The sequence below is a fragment of the Salinigranum halophilum genome (genome assembly GCF_007004735.1).
Classification (GTDB): domain Archaea; phylum Halobacteriota; class Halobacteria; order Halobacteriales; family Haloferacaceae; genus Salinigranum; species Salinigranum halophilum.
In genome coordinates this window covers 162,788-188,015 of sequence record NZ_ML660182.1, presented here as the reverse complement: position 1 = coordinate 188,015, position 25,228 = coordinate 162,788, and the positions used below count along the sequence as shown (strand labels likewise).

Here is a 25,228-nt window from a genome sequence, read left to right as displayed (position 1 = left end):
TACGGGGGTCAGGGCGCGTCTGGTAAAAAGACAGTGAGAAACTCGTAGACTCGAACCGAACTTAGAGCAGACCGGCCTTCTGCAGCTTCATGAGGTCCTCGGTGTCCAGCGTCTCGCCTTCCTTGAACTGCTGGTAGATCTCCTCGGCCTCTTCTTTCGCCTTCTCGCGCTGTTCGGCGCGCTCGTCTTTGCGCTCTGCTTCCTCTTCTTTGTCCAGTTCGCGCAGGCGCTTCTGGACGCGGACGAAGTCCTCGTGGTGACGGTCAGCCGCCTCCTGTGCCTCGACGAAGAGCTCGTGCATCTCGTCGGCCTTGTCGCGGATCTCGTCGGCCGCGCGGTAGGCCTCGATCATCTGGTTGTGGTGCTCTTGGGCCTCGTCGGCCAGCTCCGTGACCTTCTGGTGGTGCTGGGAGGCCTCCGAGCGGACTGACTCAGCTTCCTCGATGAGCTCCTCGAGCTCGCCCGAGTCTTCGACCTTCTCCTTGCGCTGTTTGAGCTCTTTGCGCTTGTTCTCGATCTTCTCGATGAGTTCGCGCTCGTCCTCGGTGGAGAGGACCTCCGTCTGCTGACGGAACTCGAGTTTCTCGATTTCCTCTTCGAGTTCCTCGATGTCCGTACCGTCGTCCAGTTCCAGGTCGCTCTTCATCTCCTCGACCTGGTCGAACAGCTCGTTGGCGTTCGCGTTGAGCTCGTTGCGGCTCTGCTTGTGCTCTTGGACCTGTTCGTTGAGCTCGTCGCGCTTCTCGCGGTGCTGTTGGGCTTCGTCGACCTTCTCGCGCGTCTTGGCGTTCAGGTCGTCGCGCTTGGACGCGCGCTCCGAGGCCATCTGGTTCAGCTCGTTTCGTCGGTCTCGCAGCTGGCCTGCGAGCTTGATGAGCTGACCTTTAGAACCGTTTTCGAGCTTTTCATCGGACAGCTCGACGTTGTTCGCTGTGTCGAGCTCGTTGACATCGAATTCTTCGAGGACTTCTTGTTTTGTTACCATGCGTAATCGAACCTCTGTACCATCACCCTGCCGAGCGCGGCGGCTGCGCGGATGAGTGCGACCGGCCGTGTAAGAGAACTCCCGATCATTCTGCGTGCTGTGCCGCCGGAACGCCGGTGGCGTTCAGGTACTTACAGATACAATCGGTTACCATATAAAAACTTCGGTGGTGAAACGTGTGAAAACCGCTGTCATACCGCTCGAAACGCCCGTGTGTGTCGTTCCCACGGATTTCACTACGTATATAAATAATCGCGGCACCGGGCCGGCAGAAATGGACGGTACAGCGACAGGAGCGGCCGATTCGGCGGTGGCGAACCGATGTCGACTTGTCCGTCGGTCCGCCAGGCCCAGCCATGAGAGAGGTCATCCACGCACGGGGACACGACAACGTCCGCGCCGAGCACGCGAGCACGTTCGAGGTGACGACAGACGACTGGCTCACCCCCGCGGGCGACTGTATTCTCGCGGTGGAAGCCGACCGAACCCCCGCGGACTTCGACCCCGCGTTCGTCGAGGCGTGTCGGTCAGCGGACGCCCGAATCACCTGCGAAGTCAGGGTCGGCGACCACGTCCAGACCGTCGAGGGGCGCGGACATCCGGACCTGACGTTCGAGAACGACCGTTCGGCCGTCGCCCGGACGAGCGACTACGTCGACGACCGGACGGTGCTGGTCGATGCCGACCACGCCGCCGCCGGCTTCGACCGGGAGATGGTCGACGCGCTTCGAGCGGGAGCCGACCTCGTGTTCACCCTCCGGGTCGACGCCGACGAGCGCGAGTGAACTCACCGGCGGCGGACCACGGCCGGAACCGGCTCCGTCGGCTGCATCGTGATGGCCGCCCGCCGCGGCAGCTCGTCGGTGGTGACTGCGACGTCCCACTCGGCGAACAGCGTCACGAGGATGAGCTTCGCCTCGACGATGGCCAACTGTCGCCCGATACACGCGCGCGGTCCCGCTCCGAACGGGAAGTACGCGGCGACCTCGGCGGGCTTCGTCTCCCGCCAGCGGTCGGGGTCGAACGTCAGCGGCGCGTCCCAGTGTCGCCGCGAGCGGTGTAGTGCCCACTGCGGGAGCATCATCGGCGCGCCCTCGGGAATGCGGTACTCGCCCAGTCGGGCGTCCGCGAGCGGCTGACGGAAGAGCGCCCACACCGGCGGCAGGAGGCGGAGCGTCTCGTGGACGACCCGCTCGGTGTAGTCGAGCGAAGCGAGGTCGCCCCACGCCGGAGTCCCGTCGACCACCGTGTCGACCTCCGAACGGAGTTCGGCCCGCGCGTCGGGGTTCGCCGAGAGGAGAGAGAGGGCGTAGGTGAGCGTGAGCGCCGTCGTCTCGTGGCCGGCGAGAAGCATCGTCATCACCTGGTCGCGGCGTTCGTCCGCGGGGAAGGCGTCTGGGTCGTCGCCGATGGCCCGCTGGAGCAGCGAGAGGACGTCGTCGCCGCCAGGGTCGTGCATCGCAGTGATCCGCGCGGTCACGTCCTCAAGTTCGCGGATGGCCTGCTGGTACTCACGGGGCGGTGGGGTCTGGAGCCACGGCGGCCGGACGACGTTCCCGGGGGAGAGCGCCAGTGTCTCCCCCACCCGCTCCATCGCCTCGGCGACGTCGACGGCGTCGGCGCGAGAGAGGTCGACACCGAGGAGCAAGCGGGAGATGATGCGGACGGTGAGGACGCCGAGTTCGCGGTGGACGTCGAGTTCTCCCCCGTCGCGCCAGCCCGCGGTCGTCGCGCGAGTGAAGTCGACGATGGTGTCGCCGAAGCCCCTGAGCCGGGAGGTGAAGAAGGCGGGCTGGAGTGTCGTCCGCTGACGCTTCCACAGGTCACCCTCACTGGTCAGGAGTCCCTCGCCGACGAGCGGGTCGACGAGTTCGGGGCGGAGCTGTGGTTTCCGATACCGGGCGTGGTCGTCGACGAGCACCCGCTGGACGAGGTCGGGGTCGAGCACGACGTAGATTCCGGGGCCGGCCATCCCCGAGAGGTGGACGACCCCCTCCGCGTACGACGACGAGAGCGTGTCGAGGAAGTCGAACGGCGACCGAGCGAAGCGAAGGGCGTTGCCGACGACGGGGTCGCCCGGCGGGGAGTGTGGCGCGCGCATGGACAGTGAGACGCTGGGGTCGCGCACGCTAATCGTTGACGGCCGGACGACGACGATGCCATTTAACTGCCTGCTCCGCCCACCACCGCCCGATGACAGCGACAGTCGAACCGGGAGACATCGTCACCATCGAGTACGTCGGACGGTTCGAGGGCGGAGAGCTGTTCGATACGTCGCGCTACGAGGTCGCCGAGGCGGCCGGCCTCGCCGACGCACAGGGTCGTGAGTCCGACGAGTACACCCCGCTGTCGTTCACCGTCGGGGCGGGCTCCGTCATCGAGGGGCTCGACGAGGGCGTCAGGGGGCTCGCCGTCGGCGAGGAGGCGACCGTCGAGGTCCCGCCCGAGGCGGCCTACGGCGAGTTCCTCGACGACCGCGTGCGCGAGTACGACCCCGAGACGTTCGAGGGAATGGTCGGGCAGGAGCCCGAAATCGGCCTGCACGTCCACGCCGAGAACGGCCTCCACGGCGACGTGACGGCCATCACGGACGAGGCGGTCGTCGTCGACTTCAACCACGAACTCGCGGGGAAGACGCTGGTGTTCGAGGTCGAAGTCCGCAGCATCAGCTGAGGCCGACCGGCGGTGACCAGCGGACATAGGTAGCAGGAGTCCGTTGGGACCGATATGGGAGCTCAACTCGCAGACGAGCCGTGTGAGGCGTGTACCTCAGAGGACGAACCGCTGGCCGAAGCGGAGTACGCCGAGTACCTCGCCGAAATCGACGACGAGGTCTGGGAGGTCGTCGACGGCCACCACCTCGACGGGACCTACGCGTTCGACGACTTCCGTGACGCGCTCGAGTTCACCTACGCGATCGGCGAACTCGCCGAGGAGGAGTGGCACCACCCCGACCTTCACCTCTCGTGGGGGGAGGTGCGCGTCGAGATGTGGACGCACAAGATAGACGGGCTCCACAAGACCGACTTCGTGATGGCCGCCCGGATGGACCGCATCCACGAGCAGTACGCGCCCGAGTCGTCCTAGTTCGTCTCGGTCTCGGCGTCGGTCTCGGACTCGTCGGGAACGGGTGACTCCTGGTCCCGTCCGCGCGCGAGTTCACGGTCGATCTCGTCTTCGTACTCGGAGACCGGCGTGACGGTGACGACGTTACCGCCGCCGGGGTCGATGACCATCACCTCCGTCCCCTCGGGAATGTCGCCGTCCATCGAGCGCGCGGAGTAGTAGGGGTTGAACCCGCCGCTGTCGAGCTTTATCTCCCCCGCGGTGGGCGTGACCCGCTCCGTGACGTGCCCGAACTTCCCCGTCAGCGTGTCGGAGTCGCTCGTCTTCGCCGTCCCCTTCCCGCCGTAGAGGTCGAACTCTCGGTACCCATAGAGCGAGAGCGCGCCGAACAGCAACACGAGGGCACCCAGGACGAGCGGCGACGCGAGTGGACCGATGAGGAGGCCGACGACACCGGCCATGAGGAGGGCGACGCCGAGGACGACGAAGTTGGCACCGGGGGCGAGCGCCTCGGCGACGGAGAGCCCGAGACCCGCGAGTACCAAGAGCAGCGGGAGCGTCTCGGGGCCGAGAAACTCGAGTTGCAGGGGGAGGGGCGGTACCGGCATAGGTAGACCTAGGGGCGGACGCTGATTAAGGGTTGTTCACGCGCGCAGTCGCGAGACCGACGCTCGGTCGGCGGGAGCCGCGGCCGCGTCGACCACCCCGACCAACCGCGAGAGCGCGCCCGGCGTCGCCGCCGCGACGGCCCGTCCCCACGCGTACTCCGCGACGGCTTCGGCGACCGCGGAGACGAGCGGTCGGTCGCGTTCGAGCGTGTCGACGAGCGCGTCGTCGCCCCAGTCGACGTACCGCGCGGCCGTTCTCACCCACCCCGCGGACAGCGGCGTCGGAGTCGCATCGCGCGCGGTCGCGACTGCCTCGAGCGTGGTGAGTTTCTCGCGACGGGGCCGCGCCGCCGACCGAGGAACGCCGTACGCTCCGCCCGAGACGGCCGCGCTGACCTGTTCGAGCGCACGGCGGTCGCGGTCGGCCGCGCCGGCAGCAACGAGCGCCGTGGCGACGCCCGCGTCCTCCCGAACACTTCCGTCCCCGACCCGACGACACCGCCGCCGCGCCTCCGAGAACGCCTCGCGAAGCAGCGGTCGGCCCGCGCTGGCACGCGGTTCGCGGTCGACGCGCGAGTCGAACCCCTCGTCGGGTCGGGCCGGACACCGCGCGGTGACGTCCGTCGCGAGCACAGCGAGGGCCCGGTCGAACGCGTCTCGGAGGGGTCGGGCGTCCTCGAGGGCGTCTCGGTGGCGGTCGTACGTGTACGCGGCGTCCGTCACCAGCGCCCGGGCGAGTTCGACGTCGCTGGCGCGCGACCCGAGGCGGAGCGACGGGCTCCCGTCGGTCTCGCGGAGGTCGGCCGCCTGGTCGATCATCGTGTCGGCGTGACCGGCGAGCGACTCGAGTTCGGCGTGGACCGCAAGCGCGCCCGCGGGGTCGTCGCCGACGTAGCGCCAGCGGTCGCGGAACGCCCGCAGGTCGGCACGGACGGCCGCACGCCGGTCGCGTACCCACTCCCGGGAGCGGTTGCCGTCGACCGCTGCGGCGACCGTGGCGGCGTCGGCAGCCCGGTGTCGTGCCCACCGGAGGTCGTCGAGTGTCGCGACCGGGGTCGCCGCGCGGTCGGCCTCGACGAGGCTCTCGACGGCGTCTTCGCGCCGTCGTGCGTACTCCCGGGCGACGGCCTCGTTCGGGACACCGAGGTCGGCGGGTGCCGACTCGAGCAGCGACCCGGCTCGGTCGCGGTGCATCGCGAGGTGAGCCGGCGTGACGGGGACGGCCCCCACCGTCGGGACCGACGGGACGCCCAGACGAGCGACCTCACGGAGCGCTCCGCGGTCGTACGAGACGTCCGGGACGTCGGGACCGCCGTCGGCAGCGAACGCTCCGATAAGGCCGATGCTCGTCCCGGCAGCGAGCAGGAAGGCTCGGCGCGTCGGGTCGACGTCGGTCACGCGGACCCCTCCGATCTGTGGGGGCGTCGACAGGTCCGCCCACCGCCGATGCTGTACCCCGACACCTCGTCCGTCGCGAACGGAAAGCGCACGAAGGCGGCGACGGCCTCTCGGTCACCGACGGAACACGCCACGTCCGCAGGGCGGAGCGGCGCGCAGAACTCGATGTCGAACGACCTCGCCTCGGTCGTCACGTAGCTCACCGCGAGTCGCCGACACGCCGAGATGGGCTGTTCCCGAAGGTAGACGGCATCACGCTCGAAGTCGGTCTCGGCGAGGAACGTCCGCACCTCGTCGACGCCGTCGACGTCACGCGTGAACGAGACGCCCGCGGCGTCGTCGGCAGTCAGCAAGAGTTCGTCGGTGAACGACTGGTCGCCGACAGTGGCTGGCTCGCCCGTCTCGGGCTCGCCGTGTGCGACGACCGGTTCGGCGGTCGAACACCGCAGGAACACGGGTTCGTACGCGACGGACGGCTCGACGGTCGCTGACGGCGTCGGCGTCGTCCGCCGGCGTTCGTCGGTCGAACAGCCGGCGAGGACCACGGAGAGTCCGAGTCCGAGGCCGCCAACGGCCCGGAGGAGCCGTCGTCTGGGGAGGGGGACCATGCATCGGCCGAGTGGCTGGACTCACATCAACTATCGGGTGTCGAGGGGCCGTGCCCCCGCCGGCCGCGAGGCCCAGGGTCGCAGGCGTGTCCGGCCGACACCGGAGTCAGCGAACGGACGTTGACGGTCGGCCGTGTCAGACGACCGTCGACAACAACAGCAGCGTGCCGACGACACCGAGCAGCACGAAGAGCGTGTTTTCGAGGCTTATCTGGCCGGGTTCGAGCGGTTCGGGCTCGGACTCGACGGCACCGTCGGGGCCGACCTCGTCGAGACCGAACTGCCACTCGCGCTCGTCCGTGGTCGTCCCCCCGTCTGTCGTCTCGACCGGGTCGCTGTCGGGACCGGACTGTGCCATTACGCTCTCTTCGAGACGGAGCGGGAAAGTCCTACCGCACTCGAGGACCGAGCGCGCCCCGACCGCGTCCGCGTCGTCCCGGGGGTTACGACTCCCCGTTCGTGATGGCGTGGCGGTCGCGCTCTTCGGTGGCGAGGATGTCGCCCTCGTAGACGATTCCGCGCTCGGCGTGGAGCGTCACCATCGAACCGTCCGCGACGGTGTCCGGAATGGGTGCGCCCGAGATCATCGGGAGGTCGAGTTCGCGCGCGACCATCGCGGGGTAGCCGGTGAGCCCCGGGCGAGCGTCGACGATGGCCCCGAGTTTGCGGGCGTCGCCGTCGAACTCACCATCGAACTCCGCGCCGAGGTAGAGCACGGCACCCTCGGGGACGTCCGAGAGGTCGCCATCGTCCGTCCGGTAGAGCGGGCCGGCGACCCGGCCGCCGACGATCTTCCGTCCGTTCGCGACCGACTCGGCGACGACGTGGACCTTCAGCATGTTCGTCGTGTTGGTCTCTTCGAGTTCGGACATCATCCCCGAGAGGATGACGATGGTGTCGCCGCTCTCGGCGACGCCCGCGTCGAGCGCCGCGGCGACGGCGTCGTCCATGACCTCGGCCGCGGACCCGCGGTACTCCGAGTAGCGGGCGTCGATACCCCACGAGAGGATGAGTTGGCGGCGGACGCGGTCGTTCGGCGTCGTCGCGACGATGGGGACGCCGGGACGGAACTTCGCCGTCTTCCGCGCCGTGTAGCCCGACTCGCTCGCCGCGACGACGGCCGAGGCACCGACGTCGCGCGCGAGGTACCGTGCTGACCGGGCGAGCGCCTCGGTGCGGGAGTCCTGGGTCGCCGTCGGGACGCGCTGTTCTTGGCTCTCGGCGTACTCCTCCGTGGACTCGACCTCGCGGACGATGCGGTCCATGGTCTCGACGACTCTCACGGGGTGGTCGCCGACGGCCGTCTCCCCCGAGAGCATGACCGCGTCGGTCCCGTCGAGCACCGCGTTCGCGACGTCGGAGGCCTCCGCCCGCGTCGGACGGCGCGCGTGGACCATCGAGTCCAGCATCTCGGTCGCCGTGATGACCGGGACACCCGCCGCCTGACACTTTCTGATGACCCGCTTTTGGACCATCGGGACGTCCTCCAGCGGACACTCGACCCCGAGGTCGCCGCGAGCGACCATCACGCCGTAGGCGGCTTCGATGATCTCGTCGAGGTTCTCGACGGCGCCGGCCCGCTCGATCTTCGCGATGACGGGGATGTCGCCCCCGTACTCCTCGAGGCGGTCGGAGATGGCGTAGATGTCGTTCGCGGTCCGGATGAACGAGGCGGCGACGAAGTCCACGTCCTTCTCGGCGGCGAGTTCGAGGTTGCGGTCGTCGCCCTCGGTGATGAGGTCGATGTCGAGGTTGACGCCGGGAACGTTGACGCCTTTGCGTCCGCTGAGGTCGCCGCCGGATTCGATGCGAGCGACGACGGCGTCGCCCTCCATCCGGAGGACGGTCGCATCGATTCGCCCGTCGTCGAGGAGGATGGTGTCCCCCTCCTCGACCTCGGCGATGGAGTACGACAGGCCGACCTCTTCGGGCGTCGCCTCGTCGCCCTCGACGAACCGGACCTCGCTGCCGGTCTCCAAGAAGATGGGTTCGTCGAGCGGGGCGGTCCGTACCTCCGGTCCCTTGAGGTCGAGCATCGCCGCCAGCGGGTGGGCCGTCTTGTCGTCGACCGCACGAATCCGGTCGACCATCTCCGCGCGGTGTTCGACGGACCCGTGACTCGCGTTGAGTCGGGCGACGGACATCCCGGCGTCGGCGAGCGCTCCGATGGTTTCCTCGTCGTCCGACGCTGGCCCCAGCGTACAGACGATTTTCGCGTTTCTCATGCGATTCGGTACGCCCGAGCGTGATAAAAAGCCCGGCGATGGAACTCCCGACTGAGTAAACCTGGCTCAGGAGTGCTCACGAAACTATATAGCCCTGGCCGCGCGCGGCTTATCTCCGCTCGGCGCCACCTGTACGGTATGGAATCGGACGGTTCGCCGGTAGAGACGGGCGGCGATGCCCGGACGGACGGGGGAGTGCTCCCACCCGCAGTCCCCCCGATTCCGCCGGACGATACGACCCCCACGTGGCGTGAGCGGAAGGCGCGAACGACTGGGCTCGCACGGCTCACCTACGAGTACTTCGAGCGAGCGCGGTACGAGGACCAGGTGCTCCGTCAGGAGTCGACGTACGTCGAGCGCGACGTGCTCGGCTTCCCGACGTGGCCCCACGAGACGGTGCGAAACGCCTCCATCGCCTCGTTCTTCGTCGGGATGATTCTGTTCCTCTCGGCGACGATGCCGCCGCACATCGGCCCGCCGGCCAACCCGTCGTCCACCCCGGCGATTATCCTGCCCGACTGGTACCTCTACTGGTCGTTCGGGCTGCTCAAGCTCGACCCCCTCAACCCCGAACTCGCCGTTCTCGGCGGGCAGAAGCTCATGGCCGACCGCACGTTCGGCGTCCTCGCGAACCTCGTGGTTGTGGGGTTCATCGCCATCGTCCCCTTCCTGAACAAGGGGTCGGCGCGACGGCCCGTCGAGCAGCCGTTCTGGGCCGCCGTGGGCGTCGGTGGAATCGTCTTCGCCTTCACCATCTCGCTGCTGTCGGTGAAGAACCTCGTGCCGATGAACGTCGACCTGCTGTTCGACCTGACGTTCCTCCTGCCCATCGTCGCCGGTATCGTCACCTACGCGGTGCTGAAGACGATGCGTGAGGGGTACATGTACGACCTCAACCGTCGGTACTACCGACTCCGCCCGCCGCGGTGAGGACCGCGTCGGCTCTGCTGAACGCCGCCGTCGCAGATGGGCTGTCGAGACCGTGCTGAAGACGGGCGCAAGTCGGTCACGACCTGCGGAGAGAGACGCAAGGGACACCACTCTTATCCATTCTCCGAGGAAATACGGCGGTATGAACTCGACCGTACTAGCGATGATATCCGTCGTAGTGGCTCTCTTCCTCGGCTTTACCGTTTCGTTTGTCGTCAGTCCCGACCCGACAGGTCTTCTCCCAGTCGTCGTGGGAGTCGTGCTGACTGGAGTGTTGGTTCCGGTTTTTTATGTCGGAATCCAGCGGCTATTCGCTCCAAACAAGCGTACGGTGTGACCGACACGTCCTCTCTATGTAGCACGTCGCGCTTATCGGTTCGAGGCGTTCGGCACCGCCACCGAGTCGCTTACCGCACCTTCTCGCCCGGCACCGCGTCGTCGAGCGTCGTCAGGAGGTCCGCGTCCTCGCCCGCCGCCAGCAGCATCCCGTTCGACTCGACGCCGAACAGTTCGGCCTTCTCGAGGTTCGCGAGGATGACGACTTTCTCGCCCACCAGCGCGTCGAGGTCGTGCAGCTGTTTGATGCCCGCGACGACCTGCCGCTCCTCGACGCCGATGTCGACCTCGAGGCGGGCGAGTTTGTCCGCTCCCTCGATACCCTCGGCGCTGAGGACGCGACCGACGCGGATGTCGAGGGCCTGGAACTCGTCGAAGCTGATTCGCCCGTCCGTGAGCGGTTCGAGCGCGGCGTCGTCGGCCGTGTCGTCCGCGTCCTCGCCCGCGTCGTCCGCCTCGCTCTCTTCGACCCGCGCCTGGAGCTTCTCGTTCAGTTCGTCGACCCGTTCGTCGGGGATCTTCGCGAACAGCTCCGAGGGCTCACCGAACTCCGGTTCGGGGGGTTCGAGCGCGGCGGCGACCTCGACGTCGTGGACCGAGCCGCCCTCACCCAGACTGGCCCAGAGCCGCTCGGCCTTCTCGGGCGCGACCGGCTCGAAGAGCACGCCGACGGCCTTCGCGACCTGGACACAGTCGCGGATGACCTGTGCTTTCTGTGGGTCGTCATCGTCCAGCTTCCACGGCTCGTTCCGTTGGATGTACTCGTTGCCGAACTGCGCGAGACGGACGGCAGCGTCGCCGGCCCGCCGGATGGAGTAGTCGTTGACGCCGTCGCGGAACGCCTCGATGGCCTCGTCGATTTCCTCTCTGACCTCGCTCGACAGCTCCGCGTCGGGGGTGCCGCCGAACTCCCGATAGGCGAACAGCAGCGACCGGTAGAGGAAGTTACCCACCGTGCCGACGAGTTCGTTGTTGACCCGCTCGCGGAAGCGGTCCCACGAGAAGTCGACGTCCTGCTGGAAGCCGCCGTTCGTCGCGAGGTAGTAGCGGAGCAGGTCCGGGTGGAAGCCCTCGTCGAGATACTCGTCGGCCCACACCGCGCGGTCGCGGGAGGTCGAGAAGCCCTTGCCGTTGAGCGTGATGAAGCCGCTCGCCATCACCGCGCGCGGCTCGTTGTAGTCGGCCCCGCGAAGCATCGCCGGCCAGAACACCGTGTGGTGCTGGATGATGTCCCGGCCGATGACGTGGACGATGTCGCCGTCGACCTTCCACGCCTCCTCCCAGTCGTACTCGTCGGCACCGACGCGCGCGGTGTACTGCTTCGTCGAGGAGATGTACTCGATGGGCGCGTCGACCCACACGTAGAGGACGAGGTCGGTGTCTGCTTCGGGGTAGTCGATGCCCCAGTCGAGGTCGCGGGTGATACACCAGTCCTGCAGTTCGCCTTCGATCCACTCCCGCGGCTGGTTGCGGGCGTTCGACGTCCCCTCGAGCCGGTCGATGAACGACTGGAGGTACTCCTGGAAGTCGGAGACGCGGAAGAACTTGTGTGCTCTGTCCCGGTACTCGGCGGGGTTGCCCGTGAGCGTCGAGGTCGGGTCTTCGATTTCCCCGGGTTCGAGGTGACGACCACAGCCCTCGTCACACTCGTCGCCGCGGGCGTGCTCGCCACAGTACGGACAGGTCCCCTCGACGTAGCGGTCGGGAAGGGGCTGTTCTTCGATGGGGTCGAACGCGACCTTGATCTCCTTCTCGTAGACGTGCCCGCCGTCGATGAGTCGCCGGACGATGTCGGTCGTGACCTCCGTGTTGGTCTCGTCGTGGGTGTGCCCGTAGTTGTCGAACGCGACGTTGAACTTCGGGAACGTCTCCTCGTAGGTCTCGTGGTACGAGAGCGCGAACTCCTCGGGCGTGACGCCCTCCTTCTCGGCGTTGACCGCCACAGGAGTCCCGTGCATGTCCGACCCGGAGACGAAGGCGGTCTGCTGGCCGAGCTTTCGGAGCGCCCGTGCGTAGACGTCACCCCCGACGTACGTCCGCAGATGGCCGATGTGCAGGTCGCCGTTGGCGTACGGCAGGCCGCACGTCACCACCGCGGGACGGTCCGTGGGGAAGTCCTCGTGGCTCATATGTGAACAGTGAATCGCGTGGGCGTCTAAAGGCCGCTGGTTTCGGAGCCCGAGTCGGATCGCGCGCGCTGACCGCCGGGTCGCGCGCTGCCGGGGTCAGAACAGGTAGAAGAACGCCTCGACGCCGACGAGGGTCACGACGAGTCGACCGACGCTGCCGATGAACGTCGCCAGCGCGAACTTCGCGTAGTCCTCCTCCAGCACCGAGAACGCGTAGATGGAGAGCGTGTCGGGGAACCCCGGAACACACAGCGCGAGCGCGAGGCCGCCGTAGCCGAACCGCTGGGCGAGCTGAACCGTCTTCTTCTCGGACCAGGCGACGACGTCGATGGGCGAGCGTCGCAGGGCGCGGATGACCGGTCCGGACTCTTTGGCCTCCTGGCCGATGTGGAACGCGAAGACGCTCCCGGCGGCCTTGCCGACGCCGGAGGTGAGGACGATGAGCGTGGTGTTGACCCACCCCGGAAGCCCGAGGTTCAGCGGCGCCAGGAGCACGATCTCGCTCACGCCGGGGAGCGCGAAGGCGATGAGGAAGGAGTAGCCGAAGATGATGCCGAGCCCGGGCCAGCCAGTCGCCGTCCGCACTAGTGAGGCGAACCAACCCGTCTCGGTGAAGACGAAGGGCAGGGAGACGTCGACGAGGACCGGCACCAGATCCGCGGGTGACACGACCTGAGATGGGCGACCCGACGATGTAAAGTTTGAGATTTGTCGCGAGGACGTCGACACCCGTTCGACAAATAAATCATTTCTGATATATAGATAGTTCTAACAGTGTTTATTTCATTACTTTTTCGACATCATTATGTCGGCAGGCGTAGTCGTTCAGCCCAGGCAACGTATGTTCCCGTCGACACGCCACGGCACCCTGCTCTACGTCTCCGACAGGGGCGGCCACTCGACGACACTCGACGGTGGGGCCGCAAACGTCCTGAAGCGCTCGGCAGGGTCGCTCTCTGCGGCGGACGTCCCGGTCGCGGACGGTGTCGTCATCGACGCCAGCGCCCTCGAGTCACAGCCGCCGCCCTGGCTCGACGCGTTCGCAGGGGACGTCTACGTGCTCGCCGCGCCACAGGCCACGCTCCCGGACTGGGTACAGGCCGCTGGCGTACCGGTCATCGACCCCTCGTTCGTCTCTCTCTTGACCGGAACCGCACCCACAGGCGACGCCGGACGAGCCGAAACGGAGACCCGTGAGGCGGCCGGCGGCGTCCAGGCCGCCGGCCGCGAGAACGCCGCAGCCGAGGGTGGACACACCGACGGCGACGGCGACGCTGTCGCCCAGTTCGAGCCGCTCTCTGCGGTCCCGTTTCCCATCGCGCTCCTCGACGGCGACGGCGTCGTCCGCTTCGTCAACCGGTCGTGGGTGGAGTTCGGTCGAGAGAACGGGCGTGGCCCCGACGAGAGCGACATCGGGACCAACTACCTCGAACTGTGTGAACGGGCCGACGACACCTTCGCCTCCGCGGCGACGAAGGCGATACAGCGCGTCCTCGCGGGCGACGTCGACACCGAACAGGTCGAGTACCCGTGTCACGCCAGGAACGAGCGCCGGTGGTACTCGCTGCTCGCCGTGCCTATCGAGGGCGACGGCCCGCTCGAGGCTGCGCTCGTCCACCACGACGTCTCGCAGTACAGACAGCACATCAACGTCCTCGACCGGGTGCTCCGGCACAACCTGCGGAACAAGGCCAACATCATCCTCGGCCACGCGGCCGCACTGGCGAGCGACCGGGACGACGAGACGGCGACGGCGGCGACGACCATCGGCGCGGCCGCGCGCGAACTCCTCTCGCTGAGCGAGCAGGCCCGTCGGTACCAGGAGGTCAGCACCGACGACCGCCCGACGACCGCTATCGACGTCGTCGCGGTCGTCTCGGAGGTGACAGAGCGGCTGAACCGAAAGTTCCCGCGGGCGGTCATCGAGACGTCGTTGCCCGGGACGGCGGTCGTTCGAGCCACTCAGTCGCTCTCGCTGGTCGTCCACGAGGTGGTAGAGAACGCCATCGTCCACAACGACCGCGCCGACCCGTGGGTCCGCGTCGAGGTCGTTCGCGTCCACGAAGGCGGCGACGAGCGGGTGTCTATCCGTGTCATCGACGACGGGCCGGGCATCCCCCGCGAGGACCGGCGGCTCCTCACCGGTGGACTGGAAGAACACCCGATCCGCCACGGCTCACAGCTCGGCGTCTGGGTCGTCAGTAGCCTCGTCACCTCGCTCGACGGAACGGTCGTCGTCGAGCCTCACAGTCCGCGGGGAAGCGTGGTGACGATGACGTTCCCGAGCGCAGTGTCCGAGGACGTCGCCGACGTCGACGGCCGAGATTAACGGACCGAGTCGAGCAGCAGGCGCTGTTCGACGCGCTTGACCTCGTGTTGGACGTCACGGACGGCGTCGATGTTCGCGGAGATGGACGAGACGCCCGACTCGACGAGATACTGCACCATCTTCGGCTTCGAGCCCGCCTGCCCGCAGATGCTCGTCTTCACGCCGTGTTCGCGGCAGGTCTCGATGGTCGAGCCGACGAGCTCCAACACGGCGGGGTGGAGTTCGTCGTAGACGCTCGCGACGTTCTCGTTGTTGCGGTCGACGGCGAGGGTGTACTGTGTGAGGTCGTTGGTGCCGAACGACGCGAAGTCGATGCCGGCTTCCGCCATCGTTCCCACCTGAAGCGCGGAGGCGGGCGTCTCGATCATCACGCCCCACTCGCGCTTCTCGGGGTCGATGCCCGCGTCCTTCATGTGTTTGCGGGCGCGGATGACGTCCTCCGCGTCGTTGACGAGCGGGAACATCACCTCGAGGTTGTCGTACCCCATGTCGTACAGCCGACGGAACGCCTCCAGTTCGAGCTTGAACACCGACGGGTTACCGAGAGAGCGCCGGATGCCGCGGTAGCCGAGCATCGGGTTGTGCTCGCGCGGGACGTCCTCACCGCCCTGTAACTGCCGGAACTCGTCGGAGGGAGCGTCGAGCGTGCGGACGCGCACCGGCCGGGGGTAGAACTCGTCGGCGACGGTCCGGACGCCCTCGATTATCTCGTCGACGTAGGCGCGCTCGCCGTTGTCCTCGATGAACCGCTCGGGCGTCTTCCCCAGCGAGAGCACCATGTGTTCGATGCGGAGGAGGCCGACGCCGTCCGCGCCCGTGGCGGCCGCGCGCTCGGCGGCCTCGGGGATGGAGACGTTGACCTTGACCTCCGTCGCGGTCATCGGTTTGACCGGCGTCTTCGGCCGGGCGTCCTCGACTGGCTGGCGCTGTTTCTCCTTCGACTCGACGCCCTCGCGGATGGTCCCCTTGTCCCCGTCGATGGTGATCTGCTGGCCGTCCTCTAGCTCCCGAGTGGCGGAGCCACAGCCGACGACGGCGGGGACGCCGAGTTCGCGGGAGACGATGGCGGCGTGCGACGTCATCCCGCCCTCGTCGGTGACGATGCCGGCCGCCCGCTTCATCGCGGGCACCATGTCGGGCATCGTCATCTCCGTGACGATGATGTCGCCTTCTGCGACCTGGTCGAGGTGGTCGAGTTTCGTGACGACCCGCGCCGGCCCCGAGGCGATGCCGGGGCTCGCGCCCAACCCGCGCAGGACGACCTCGCCGACGCCGGCCTGGCCGTTCCCGCCCGCCATCTCACCGTCCGCCGCGGACCCGTTCGACCCGGAGACGTTCTCGACGTTGGAGACGGCAGTGTCGGAGATAGTCGTGATGGGTCGCGACTGGAGCATGTACACCTCGCCGTCGTAGACGGCCCACTCGACGTCCTGTGGCTGGCCGTAGTGCGTCTCGACCTCCTCACCGAGGTCGACGAGGCGGGCGATCTCCTCGTCCGAGAGCACGCGTTCCTCGCGGCGCGAATCGGGGACCTCACGCTCGACGGTCTCGCCCGTCTCGGCGTCTTTCACGTGCATCAGCTTCTTGTCGGCGACGGTGACGTCCTCGGTGCGCTGGGTCGCGCGGTTGACGACGTAGTTGTCGGGGGAGACGGCCCCGGAGACGACCGCCTCGCCCAGCCCCCACGCGGCCTCGATGATGATTCGTGGTTCCCCTGTCGAGGGGTGGGAGGTGAACATCACGCCGGACTTCTCGGCGTCGACCATCCGCTGGACGACGACGGCGATGTCGACCTTGTCGTGGTCGAACCCCTTCTGGTTCCGGTAGTAGATAGCGCGCTGAGAGAACAGCGACGCCCAGCACTCTTTGACCCGGCGGAGCAGGTCGTCCTCGCGGACGTTGAGGAACGTCTCCTGCTGGCCGGCGAACGAGGCGTCGGGCAGGTCCTCTGCCGTCGCCGAAGAGCGGACGGCGACGAACGCCTCCCCGTCGTCGATAGAGCGGTACGCCGTCAGGATCTCCTCGGCGACGGCGTCGGGGATGGGCGTCTCCATGATGAGCTCGTGCGCCCGCTCGTGGGCACGTGCGAGCGCCTTCGAGTCCTCCGAGTCGACGTCGACGGCCTCGAACAACTCCTCGTCGATGCCGGCTTCCTCGATGAACGTCCGGTACGTCCCGGCGGTCACGACGAAGCCCGGCGGGACCGGAAGCCCCGCCGCCGTGAGTTCGCCCAGCGAAGCCGCCTTGCCCCCGACCGTCTCCAGGTCATCGGACCGCACATCGTCCAGCCAGAGCACTGCCATAGTACGTCTGTTGGGTCCCCGGTGTGCATAAAGAAGGTTCCGGACCTGTCAAACATGATATAATCTTAACTCGAAGGCGAGTTACTCGGCGGCCCGTCGTGCCGCACCGTGTGTCGCACAGTAGACGTCGCCAGCGTCGATGTCGAGGAAGAACGTGTCGCCCGCTTCGGTCGTCGCCCCGCACTCCGCACAGCCGTCGTCGTGGCGCAGCACGTACGTTCCGAGGGCGTGGCCCGTCTCCAGCCGTCCGGTCGCGCGGGCGACACGCGTGAGTCCCTCACCGATCTGTGTGTGCGTCGCCGTATCCGCCGCCTCGAACCGGACGAGTGGCATACGTCGAAGCTATGTGCGAGCGGACATATCTGCTGCGGTCGACGCCGACTTCTTTACTCCCGCTCTCGACCGTCCCGGTGGTGACCGGTGATGCCGAGAGGTTCTTTAGCCTGCGCGCCAAGTCTCAGGTGTGCTACTGGAGTGGCTGTCTCTGCTCCCGCCGTGGCTGCTCACCGGGGTCGTCCTCGGCTCCGTCGCCTCGTGCTGTGTCGCCGTCGTCTTCTTCGTCGGCGACCGGTTGTTCCCGACGGCGCCGGTCGACCAGAGCCGGCGCATCGACGGGACGGTCCGCCGTCGGCAGGAGATACGGCAGTATCTCGTCGACATCGACGAACGCTTCCGCGAAGACGTGGCCGTCCACGGCGAGACGGTCGCCTTCTATCTCCCCGAGCGCGACGTCGCCATCACCTTCGACGCGAAGGCGTACTTCCGCATCGAGGAGGCGGGGACGTACACGGTGCTCTGTGAACACGAGATGCCGGGTCGCGGACTGGGCCGACGTCTCCCGTTCGACGTGCCGGAACTCGCACCCGACACACCGGCAGACCCCATCAGTACGGCCTTCGCCGAACTCGAACTCGACCCGACGGCCACGTCGAAGGAGGTGAAGTCGGCGTACCGCTCCAAGATAAAAGAGGCACACCCCGACCACGGGGGTGACCGCGAGGAGTTCCAGCGGCTCCAGGAGGCGTACGCCACGGCGCGAGACCACGCCGGGGCCGAGCCCGACGCGGTGACCGCATAGCGGCTTACGTTCCTTCCGTCTCGACCGGCTCCAGTTCGTAGGTCACGTTCCTGTCGCGGAGCGTGTCGGCCACTCGGCCCGCCTCGTCGACGCTCGCGACGACGACGACGTCCTGTCCTTTCGTCGCCGCCTCGGCCGCGACGGCCCCCGCCGCGACGTTCACCGCCGGGTCGCGGTCGAGGCGGCGGAGCGCCGCGACGGCCTCGACGCCGACGGCGACGACCAGTTCGGCCGTCTCGGCGGCCGCCGACAGCGTCTCGAGGTCGATGGTGCGACTGCCGCCGTTCCGCGCGCGCGGCACCTGACAGACGGTGACCGTCCCGGGCGACATGTCGATGACGCCCTCGAACCCCGTGATAGAGACGTCCTGTCCGGCCTCGGCCGCCGTGGTGGCGGTCCCCGTCGCCGGGCCCTCGTCGCCCGGCGTCGCGTGGAGGAGGCCCTCGCGCAACGAGAGCGTGACCGTCTCACCGGCCTCGATTCGCTCGGTGGCGAGCGCGGCGTCCTCCTGGACGGACTGGAGGACGTCCTCGGTGACGTGGTCGGCGAACTGCCGTATCGACTTGATCTCGCGGAAGAGCCAGTCGACTCCTTCTTTGGTGGTGCGGTACCGCGAACGGCCCTCCTTCTCGACGTAGCCGTCGGCGACGAGGTCTCGGATGTACTCGCTCACCGCCTGAGAGGTGACGCCGACGGCGTCGGCGATCTCGCCCTGGCTGACCGCCGGCTGCCGGTCGGTGATCTCGACGAGCACGCGGAGGCGCGTCGCGGTCCGCTTGTCCTCCAGAGCCCTGCTCATGAGAGGGCTGAAGGACGGCGGTGATAAAACGGTGCCGTCGTCCCCACGGCTCGTCCTCCCGCGTCGTTTTTGCGTTCCCCCGCGTACGAACGGTCGTGCTCGACGTCGTCTTCGCCGACCGCGCCGTCGCCTTCGACCCCGGAACGCTCGTCGTCGCCGACCTCCACGTCGGCCGCGCCGCGGCCTCCGACGTCGAGGTGCCGCTGGGCGAGCGCGCGGACCTCACGGGCAGGCTGTCGAACGTCCTCGACCGTCTCGGCCCCGAGACGGTCGTCGTCGCCGGCGACGTCCTCCACGAGTTCGGTCGGGTCTCACACCGGGCCGCGGAGACGCTCGACGCGCTCGACGAGGCGTGTCGCGACGCGGGTGCCGAGTTGGTCCTCGTCGCCGGCAACCACGACGGGGTGCTCGCGAACGCGTGGGACCGGACGGTCCACGACGCGTACCGCGTCGACGGGTGCGCACGAGACGTGCTCGTCTGCCACGGCCACGAGGAGCCCGAGGGGTCGGCCGACCTGTACGTCGTCGGCCACGACCACCCGACCATCACCATCGAGGGCCAGAAGCGGCCCTGTTTCCTCTACGGCGAGAAGACGTATCGGGCAGCGGACGTGCTGATGCTGCCGGCCTTCTCGCGTGTCGCCGCAGGCGTCAGCGTCAACGGGATGCGCGCGCGTGACTTCCAGTCGCCGCTCGTCACGGACGCCGATTCGCTCCGGCCGGTCGTGTGGGACCAGGGGAGACACGAGGCGCTGACGTTCCCGCCGCTGGGGCGGTTTCGGGAGCTGTTGTGACCCCCGATGCCGAGTCGGTGTTGGACGTGGAGCCGAACGTTCAATATCCTCCCCCCAGACCCACACACGTGAGCGTCGAGCACTACGACGAGGCAGACTTCGTGCGAACGCTGGACGCGGACGGGCAGGTGGTCGGCGACGTCCCCGACCTCTCCGAGGACCGCCTGCTCGCCGTCTACCGAGACATGAAACTCACCAGGCACTTCGACGAGCGGATGGTGAGCCTGCAGCGTCAGGGGCGCGTCGGCACGTACGCACCCGCCGTCGGCCAGGAGGCCTCGCAGGTCGGCTCGACCCACGCGCTGCGCGACGATGACTGGCTCGTCTACCAGTACCGTGAGCACGGGGCTGTCGCGGTTCGGGGCCTCTCCGCCGAGTACCTCACCTACTGGATGGGCCACGAACACGGCAACGCGTCGCTCGTCGACCAGCACATCGCCCCGCTCAACATCACCATCGCCGACCAGATTCCCCACGCCGTCGGACTGGCGTGGGGTGCCAAGCTGAAGGGCGACGACACCGTCGTCGTCTGTCACTTCGGCGACGGTTCGACCTCCGAGGGCGACTTCCACGAGGCGGCCAACTTCGCCGGCGTGTTCGAGACGCCCTGCGTGCTCTTCTGTAACAACAACGGCTGGGCCATCTCCCACCCGGCCGAGCGGCAGACCGCCTCCGAGACGTTCGCGGAGAAGGCCGACGCCTACGGCTTCCCCGGGGTTCGCGTCGACGGGATGGACCCGCTCGCGACCTACCGGGTCACCCAAGAGGCAGTCGAGCGCGCGCGGAACGGCGGGGGACCGACACTGGTCGAGGCCGTCCAGTACCGCTACGGCGCACACACCACCGCGGACGACCCCACGGCCTACCGCGACGAGGAAACGGTCGAACAGTGGCGCGAGCGCGACCCGCTCGACCGGTACGAGACGTTCCTGCGCGAGCGCGACATCGTCGACGATACCGTCGTCGAAGAACTCGAAGCCGAGGCGCGCGAGACCGTCTCGGCCATCATCGACGCGGCGGAGTCGTTCGACCCCGACCCACGGGAGATGTTCGACCACGCTTTCGCCGACTCGACACCCGGTATCGACGCCCAGCGCGAGTCGTTCGACCGGGCGCTGGAGGAACACGGCCGCGACTCGTTCCTGCGCGAGTAGTGCGTCAGCAGTCGTCCTGGACGGCCGCCGCCGCGACGCGCCCGCTCTCCAGTGCGCCCTGAATCGACGACCACTGGGTGTAGTCGCCGGCGAGATACACCGCACCGTCGGGGTCGCGCGCGTCGGGCAGGCCCTCGTGGATGCCCGGCGGCTGGTCGAACTGCGCGAACTCGATGCGGTCGGTTTCGAGCGGTTCCAGCGAGTCGAACCGCCGTTCGGGGTACCACGACCGCAGCGCCGCACGCGTCTGGTCGGCCAGTTCCTCGTCGGTCATCGACAGCGGTTCGTCACCAAGGAACGTCGCGTTCAGCAGTTCGGCGTCGGCGGGCGCGTACTCGGGTGCCACCTGTGAGAGCGGGACGACGGCGTTCGGCGCGGCCGACTCGGCGTTGAGGAGGATGCGTTTTTTCGTGTCGAGGTCCGTCCCGTCCGGGAGCCGGTAGTACTGGGTGGTCGACGGCCGCGCGCGGGTCGGAATCGAGTCGACGGCCGTCAACTCGGCGGCGGTTCGGGGGTCGGTGGCGACGACGACGGCGTCGGCGTCGACCCGGCCACCGTCGACGTCGAGCGTGACGCCGTCGCTCTCGGCGGAGACTTCGTACACCACCGAGTCGGTCCGGATATCGACGCCCGCCGCCTCGGCACTGGCGGCCAGTTGGTCGGCGATCGCGCCCATCCCCGCTGCGGGGACTGCCGTCTGCCCGTCGCTCAGCATCCGGAAGGTGTACTCGAACACGCGCCTGGAGGTCGACAACGACCGGTCGAGCGTGATACCCCCGTAGAAGGGCGCGACGAAGTTCTCGGCGTACTTCTCGGAGAAGCCCCAGTCGTAGAGGTACTCGCGGATGGTGGTGTCGGCCCCCGTGAAGAACGAGTCGAGCGGCTTGCTGGCGAGGTCCTGTCGGAGCGCCAGCGTCCGGAGTTTGTCGCTCGTCGTCACCTCGCGGTTGAACAGCGACTCGAAGAGCGACGTGGGGTCGCGAAGCGGGTCCGAGAGGACCGACCGCTCGCCGGGGCGGGCGATGACCGCGCCGGGGGTGAAGCTTCGAAGGTCGAGCGCGTCGAGGTCGAGTTCCCGGCGAGCGGCCGGGTAGGCGGTGAAGAGCACCTGAAAGCCGCGGTCGAGCGTGAACCCTGCGTGTTCGCGTGACCGGACCCGCCCCCCGACAGTCTCGCGTTCTTCGTACACCGTGACGTCGGCGCCGGCGGCGGCGAGTCGACGCGCGGCCACCAGTCCGGCCAGTCCCGCACCGCACACCACGACGGATCGCTCCTCGTCCATGAACGCGGCTTCGGGGGGCGGTTACAAAGAGACTGTGCGTTCGCCGTGGCGACCCGAGTGGAATCCCACCGACAGACCGATGCATGCCGGGAACGGCACGGCCGTTGCTCACCGGCGTGAGAAATTGCTGCAGAACTGAGTCGCCTTAGAGGCGGACGAGGTTCGCCGCGCGCGGACCCTTGGGTGAGTCCTGAATCTCGAACTCGACCTCCTGCCCCTCTTCGAGGTCAGGACCACCGACGTCCTCCATGTGGAAGAAGACGTCGTCGTCAGCGTCGTCAGTGTTGATGAAACCGTAACCGCCCGTATCGTTGAAGAAGTCGACCTTCCCTTTCGCCATTGCTCTTGGACACAGACGACACCGACTGATAAGCGTTGTCCGAGACGTGATACCACGACGACCGGAGTGAGACGGGTGGGGCCGACCGGCACGACGGACGGTCACACGGCGGCCGACGGTGGACCGGAAGGGATTCCCCCGTCGCGTCGTACCCTCGGATATGGATCAGAGCGACGCGTTCCGGGCGCTCCGCTGTACCGCGACTGGTGAGGAACTCGCTGCGGACCCCACGCGGACCGGCCCGAGCGAGGCCGGGGCGCCGGTCGACCCCGTCTACGACGTCGACGCCGTCGACTGGGACCACGCGTTCCTCGCGGACGCCCGCTCGGTGTGGGACTTCGCCGACCTCCTGCCGTTCGAATCCGGCGTGAGCGCGGCCGAGGGCGGGACGCCGCTCGTCGACGCGCCGGCGCTCGCCGACGAACTCGGTGTCGACTCCCTGTTCGTCAAGGACGAGGGGCGGAACCCGACCGGGACGGTACTCGACCGTGGGCTCTCGCTCGCGGTCACGGCCGCCGTCGACGCCGGGGCCGACCTCGTCGCACACGCGTCGGCCGGCAACAGTGGACAGTCCGGGGCGGCCTACGCGGGACGGGCGAGCCTCCGGTCGTACGCGTTCGTCCCCTCGCGCGCGCCGTTCCCGAACAAGGCGATGACCAACGTCCACGGCGGCGACATGCGCGTCGCCGGCGGCCGCTACCCCGACGCCGTCGAGGCGCTACAGACGCAGTTGAAGTCCGACTGGTTCACGCTCCAGGAGTTCGACAACCCCGTTCGCCACGAGGGCTACAAGACCATCGCCTACGAACTCGTCGGCGAGGGGTGTGTCCCCGACGCGGTGTTCGTCCCGGCGAGCACGGGCGAGGTCGTCTACGGCCTCGTGAAGGGATTCCGCGAGCTCGACGAACTCGGGCTCGTCGACGACTTGCCGCGGGTGGTCGCCGCCCAGCCGACCGGCTGTGCCCCCATCGCGGCGGCGTTCGACTCCGGCCGCGAGGTGGAGGCGTGGAACCAGCCGGACACCATCGTCGGCGAACTGGAGATTCCCGACCCGACGGGCGGTGACCTCGTGGTCGACGCGGTCGACGCGACCGGAGGACGCGTCGTGACCGTCGACGACGACGCGATCCTCGGAAGCGCCGTCGCCGCCGCACAGACCACCGCCGTCGACGTCGGCTCTGCCGGCGGTGCCGCGGCGGCGGCCGCCGACGCGCTAGCCGACGAGTTCGACGAGGACGCGACGCTCGTGGTCGTCAACACCGAGGCGGGTGTGAAGACGGCGGACATCCTCCGGTCGCACCTGATGGGTCAGGGGATTTGAGCCGTCGTTTCGAAGGGGGTACAGTAGAGTTTAGACATCCCAAACTTCTTTCTCGTCGGACTGGTATCTCCGGGTGAGATGGCGAAGTCCGACGTGCTCAGCGACGTGATGGAAGACTACCTGAAGGCCATCTACACGCTGCAGACCGAAGACGGCCCGCCGGTGGCGACGTCGGCCATCGCCGACGCGCTCTCGAAGACCCCACCGACGGTGACGAGTATGCTCGGAAAGCTCGAAGAACGCGGGCTCGTCGCGCGCGAGAAGTACAAGGGAGCAGAGCTGACGCGCGAGGGCGAGACGGTCGCCCTGGAGGTCATCCGCCACCACCGACTCCTGGAGGCGTACCTCGCAGAGCACCTCGACTACGACTGGAGCGAGGTCCACGACGAGGCCGACGCCCTCGAACATCACATCTCCGAGGAGTTCGAGCGCCGGGTCGCCGAGGCGCTGGGCGACCCCGAGGTCGACCCCCACGGCGACCCGATTCCGAGCGCCGACCTCACGCCGCTCGGCACGGACGACTCGACGCGGCTGGACGAACATCCCGTCGGCGACCGCGTCACCGTCACACGTGTCTCCGACCGCGACGAGGAGGAACTGCAGTATCTCGCCGACGCGGGCATCACACCCGGGACCCGCCTGGAGGTCGTCGACGTGGCACCGTTCGGGATGGTGACCGTCCGTGTGGGCGAGGGAGGCCGCGAGCAGTCGCTCCCGGAGGCCGTCGCCCGCTCCATCCGTGTCGTCCCTGCCACCGACGGAGACCCCCAGTACGGGCCGGAGGTCGAGGGCTGATGGTCGGGCTACTCGAAGTCGCCACGGTGGCGTTCGTCGCCCAGCTCGCCGTCCTCCCCGGAGAGAAGGTCCAGTTCATCATCGCCGGCCTCTCGACGCGATACGACCCGAAGGTCGTCGTCGCCGCCGCGGGGACGGCGTTCGCCGGGTGGACGGCGCTCGAAATCTGGTTCGGCGCGGCGGTGAAGGGTATGCTCCCGCCGGCCGTCCTCGACGGCATCACAGCCGTGCTGTTCGGGCTCTTCGCCGTGTTGCTCGTTCGCGCCGCTCCCGAGCGCGGGGGAACGAGCGTCGGACCGGACGGGAGCGATTCGGTACAGACGGACGGCGGGCCGACACTCGACGTCGACGTCCCGACGCTGTTCGGGCGGGACCTCGACACCGACGGTCTCGGGAGCTTCCTCCCCATCTTCGCGATGATGGCCGCCGGTGAGTTCGGCGACAAGACCCAGCTCGTGACCATCGGCCTCGCCGTCCAGTACGGGGCGAATCCGGGGATATGGGTCGGCGAGATGCTCGCAATCGTGCCGGTGAGCATCGCGAACGCCTACGTCTTCCATCGCTTCTCCCACCGGTTCGACGTTCGGAAGGCGCACCTCGCCGGCGCGGCGCTGTTCGCGTTCTTCGCTGCCGATACGGTTCTCGCACTCGCCACCGGCTTCTCGGTGTGGGAGACGGCCGTCTCGGCGGTCGCGAACGCGGTCGTCGCCCTCGTCTAACCCGGGGTCGCGTCGGCAAGAGAGCGTTT

At 68.1% G+C, this 25,228-nt stretch carries 26 protein-coding genes; 12 read left to right on the top strand and 14 right to left on the bottom strand.

Annotated elements, in window-relative coordinates; all coding sequences use genetic code 11:
• Positions 1-61 precede the first annotated feature (61 nt).
• Positions 62-985 carry a coiled-coil protein gene (locus tag E6N53_RS00960; RefSeq protein ID WP_136588599.1) on the bottom strand — a complete coding sequence of 308 codons (924 nt, stop codon included), beginning with the start codon at positions 983-985 and terminating at the stop codon, positions 62-64.
• Between the two features lie 356 nt (positions 986-1,341).
• Between E6N53_RS00960 and E6N53_RS00955 the strand changes: the two genes are divergently transcribed.
• Complete coding sequence (locus E6N53_RS00955) at positions 1,342-1,770, top strand: DUF371 domain-containing protein (RefSeq protein WP_136588598.1); 429 nt, start codon at positions 1,342-1,344, stop codon at positions 1,768-1,770.
• Between the two features lie 2 nt (positions 1,771-1,772).
• Here the strand turns inward: E6N53_RS00955 and E6N53_RS00950 are convergent, their stop codons facing one another.
• On the bottom strand, positions 1,773-3,086 hold the full coding sequence (locus E6N53_RS00950; protein ID WP_142856175.1) for a cytochrome P450: 1,314 nt from the start codon (positions 3,084-3,086) through the stop codon (positions 1,773-1,775).
• 92 nt (positions 3,087-3,178) lie between these two features.
• Between E6N53_RS00950 and E6N53_RS00945 the strand changes: the two genes are divergently transcribed.
• Positions 3,179-3,658: an FKBP-type peptidyl-prolyl cis-trans isomerase gene (locus tag E6N53_RS00945; RefSeq protein ID WP_136588596.1), complete on the top strand. Its 480-nt coding sequence runs from the start codon at positions 3,179-3,181 to the stop codon at positions 3,656-3,658.
• A gap of 54 nt (positions 3,659-3,712) precedes the next feature.
• Entirely contained in the window at positions 3,713-4,072 is a 360-nt protein-coding gene (locus tag E6N53_RS00940) for a 4a-hydroxytetrahydrobiopterin dehydratase (RefSeq protein WP_142856173.1), read from the top strand.
• On the opposite strand, the gene E6N53_RS00935 is transcribed toward E6N53_RS00940, so the two are convergent.
• The 5 genes from E6N53_RS00935 to pyk all read right to left on the bottom strand — a co-directional run bounded on the left by E6N53_RS00935 (position 4,069) and on the right by pyk (position 8,890).
• A complete protein-coding gene (locus tag E6N53_RS00935) occupies positions 4,069-4,659 on the bottom strand; it encodes an NfeD family protein (RefSeq protein ID WP_142856171.1) in 591 nt (196 codons plus the stop codon). The two genes, E6N53_RS00940 and E6N53_RS00935, sit on opposite strands and share 4 nt — an antisense overlap.
• A gap of 36 nt (positions 4,660-4,695) precedes the next feature.
• A complete protein-coding gene (locus tag E6N53_RS00930; protein ID WP_142856169.1) occupies positions 4,696-6,057 on the bottom strand; it encodes a hypothetical protein in 1,362 nt (453 codons plus the stop codon).
• Positions 6,054-6,665 (bottom strand): hypothetical protein, encoded by a 612-nt coding sequence (locus tag E6N53_RS00925; protein ID WP_142856167.1) that lies wholly within the window; start codon positions 6,663-6,665, stop codon positions 6,054-6,056. Before E6N53_RS00925 ends, E6N53_RS00930 begins: the two co-directional genes overlap by 4 nt.
• Positions 6,666-6,801: 136 nt before the next feature.
• A complete protein-coding gene (locus E6N53_RS00920) occupies positions 6,802-7,023 on the bottom strand; it encodes a DUF7312 domain-containing protein (RefSeq protein ID WP_136588591.1) in 222 nt (73 codons plus the stop codon).
• Between the two features lie 85 nt (positions 7,024-7,108).
• Positions 7,109-8,890 carry a pyruvate kinase gene (gene pyk / locus E6N53_RS00915; RefSeq protein ID WP_142856165.1) on the bottom strand — a complete coding sequence of 594 codons (1,782 nt, stop codon included), beginning with the start codon at positions 8,888-8,890 and terminating at the stop codon, positions 7,109-7,111.
• A gap of 138 nt (positions 8,891-9,028) precedes the next feature.
• On the opposite strand from pyk, the gene E6N53_RS00910 reads away from it, so the two are divergent.
• Complete coding sequence (locus E6N53_RS00910; RefSeq protein WP_142856163.1) at positions 9,029-9,820, top strand: cytochrome b family protein; 792 nt, start codon at positions 9,029-9,031, stop codon at positions 9,818-9,820.
• Positions 9,821-9,962: 142 nt separating this feature from the next.
• Positions 9,963-10,157 carry a hypothetical protein gene (locus E6N53_RS00905; protein WP_142856161.1) on the top strand — a complete coding sequence of 65 codons (195 nt, stop codon included), beginning with the start codon at positions 9,963-9,965 and terminating at the stop codon, positions 10,155-10,157.
• A gap of 70 nt (positions 10,158-10,227) precedes the next feature.
• Here the strand turns inward: E6N53_RS00905 and metG are convergent, their stop codons facing one another.
• Complete coding sequence (gene metG / locus E6N53_RS00900; RefSeq protein ID WP_142856159.1) at positions 10,228-12,285, bottom strand: methionine--tRNA ligase; 2,058 nt, start codon at positions 12,283-12,285, stop codon at positions 10,228-10,230.
• Between the two features lie 96 nt (positions 12,286-12,381).
• Positions 12,382-12,954, bottom strand: coding sequence for a YqaA family protein (locus E6N53_RS00895; protein WP_136588584.1), 573 nt, complete (start codon positions 12,952-12,954; stop codon positions 12,382-12,384).
• A gap of 172 nt (positions 12,955-13,126) precedes the next feature.
• On the opposite strand from E6N53_RS00895, the gene E6N53_RS00890 reads away from it, so the two are divergent.
• A complete protein-coding gene (locus E6N53_RS00890) occupies positions 13,127-14,614 on the top strand; it encodes a sensor histidine kinase (protein WP_142856157.1) in 1,488 nt (495 codons plus the stop codon).
• On the opposite strand, the gene ppsA is transcribed toward E6N53_RS00890, so the two are convergent.
• A complete protein-coding gene (gene ppsA / locus E6N53_RS00885) occupies positions 14,611-16,917 on the bottom strand; it encodes a phosphoenolpyruvate synthase (protein ID WP_142856155.1) in 2,307 nt (768 codons plus the stop codon). The two genes, E6N53_RS00890 and ppsA, sit on opposite strands and share 4 nt — an antisense overlap.
• Positions 16,918-16,998: 81 nt before the next feature.
• Positions 16,999-17,250, bottom strand: coding sequence for a DUF8075 family protein (locus E6N53_RS00880; RefSeq protein ID WP_142856153.1), 252 nt, complete (start codon positions 17,248-17,250; stop codon positions 16,999-17,001).
• A 130-nt stretch (positions 17,251-17,380) separates the two neighbouring features.
• On the opposite strand from E6N53_RS00880, the gene E6N53_RS00875 reads away from it, so the two are divergent.
• A complete protein-coding gene (locus tag E6N53_RS00875) occupies positions 17,381-17,995 on the top strand; it encodes a J domain-containing protein (RefSeq protein WP_136602122.1) in 615 nt (204 codons plus the stop codon).
• A 4-nt stretch (positions 17,996-17,999) separates the two neighbouring features.
• Here E6N53_RS00875 and E6N53_RS00870 read toward each other — a convergent pair whose 3' ends face one another.
• Positions 18,000-18,794 carry a DUF7839 domain-containing protein gene (locus E6N53_RS00870; protein WP_142856151.1) on the bottom strand — a complete coding sequence of 265 codons (795 nt, stop codon included), beginning with the start codon at positions 18,792-18,794 and terminating at the stop codon, positions 18,000-18,002.
• A 95-nt stretch (positions 18,795-18,889) separates the two neighbouring features.
• Between E6N53_RS00870 and E6N53_RS00865 the strand changes: the two genes are divergently transcribed.
• Together E6N53_RS00865 and pdhA are read left to right on the top strand one after the other, a co-directional pair.
• The gene (locus E6N53_RS00865; protein ID WP_142856149.1) at positions 18,890-19,588 is read left to right on the top strand and encodes a metallophosphoesterase; all 699 of its coding nucleotides are present in this window, start codon (positions 18,890-18,892) and stop codon (positions 19,586-19,588) included.
• A 68-nt stretch (positions 19,589-19,656) separates the two neighbouring features.
• Positions 19,657-20,742, top strand: coding sequence for a pyruvate dehydrogenase (acetyl-transferring) E1 component subunit alpha (pdhA, locus tag E6N53_RS00860; RefSeq protein WP_201741050.1), 1,086 nt, complete (start codon positions 19,657-19,659; stop codon positions 20,740-20,742).
• Positions 20,743-20,746: 4 nt separating this feature from the next.
• Here pdhA and E6N53_RS00855 read toward each other — a convergent pair whose 3' ends face one another.
• Both E6N53_RS00855 and E6N53_RS00850 read right to left on the bottom strand, forming a co-directional pair.
• Positions 20,747-22,024 (bottom strand): NAD(P)/FAD-dependent oxidoreductase, encoded by a 1,278-nt coding sequence (locus tag E6N53_RS00855; RefSeq protein WP_142856147.1) that lies wholly within the window; start codon positions 22,022-22,024, stop codon positions 20,747-20,749.
• 145 nt (positions 22,025-22,169) lie between these two features.
• Positions 22,170-22,364, bottom strand: coding sequence for a cold-shock protein (locus E6N53_RS00850; RefSeq protein WP_136588576.1), 195 nt, complete (start codon positions 22,362-22,364; stop codon positions 22,170-22,172).
• Between the two features lie 160 nt (positions 22,365-22,524).
• On the opposite strand from E6N53_RS00850, the gene E6N53_RS00845 reads away from it, so the two are divergent.
• The 3 genes from E6N53_RS00845 to E6N53_RS00835 all read left to right on the top strand — a co-directional run bounded on the left by E6N53_RS00845 (position 22,525) and on the right by E6N53_RS00835 (position 25,199).
• Entirely contained in the window at positions 22,525-23,685 is a 1,161-nt protein-coding gene (locus tag E6N53_RS00845; RefSeq protein ID WP_142856145.1) for a threonine synthase, read from the top strand.
• A 93-nt stretch (positions 23,686-23,778) separates the two neighbouring features.
• Entirely contained in the window at positions 23,779-24,480 is a 702-nt protein-coding gene (locus E6N53_RS00840) for a metal-dependent transcriptional regulator (protein WP_136589239.1), read from the top strand.
• Positions 24,480-25,199, top strand: a complete 720-nt coding sequence (locus tag E6N53_RS00835) for a TMEM165/GDT1 family protein (RefSeq protein ID WP_142856143.1) — start codon at positions 24,480-24,482, stop codon at positions 25,197-25,199. Before E6N53_RS00840 ends, E6N53_RS00835 begins: the two co-directional genes overlap by 1 nt.
• Positions 25,200-25,228 lie beyond the last annotated feature (29 nt).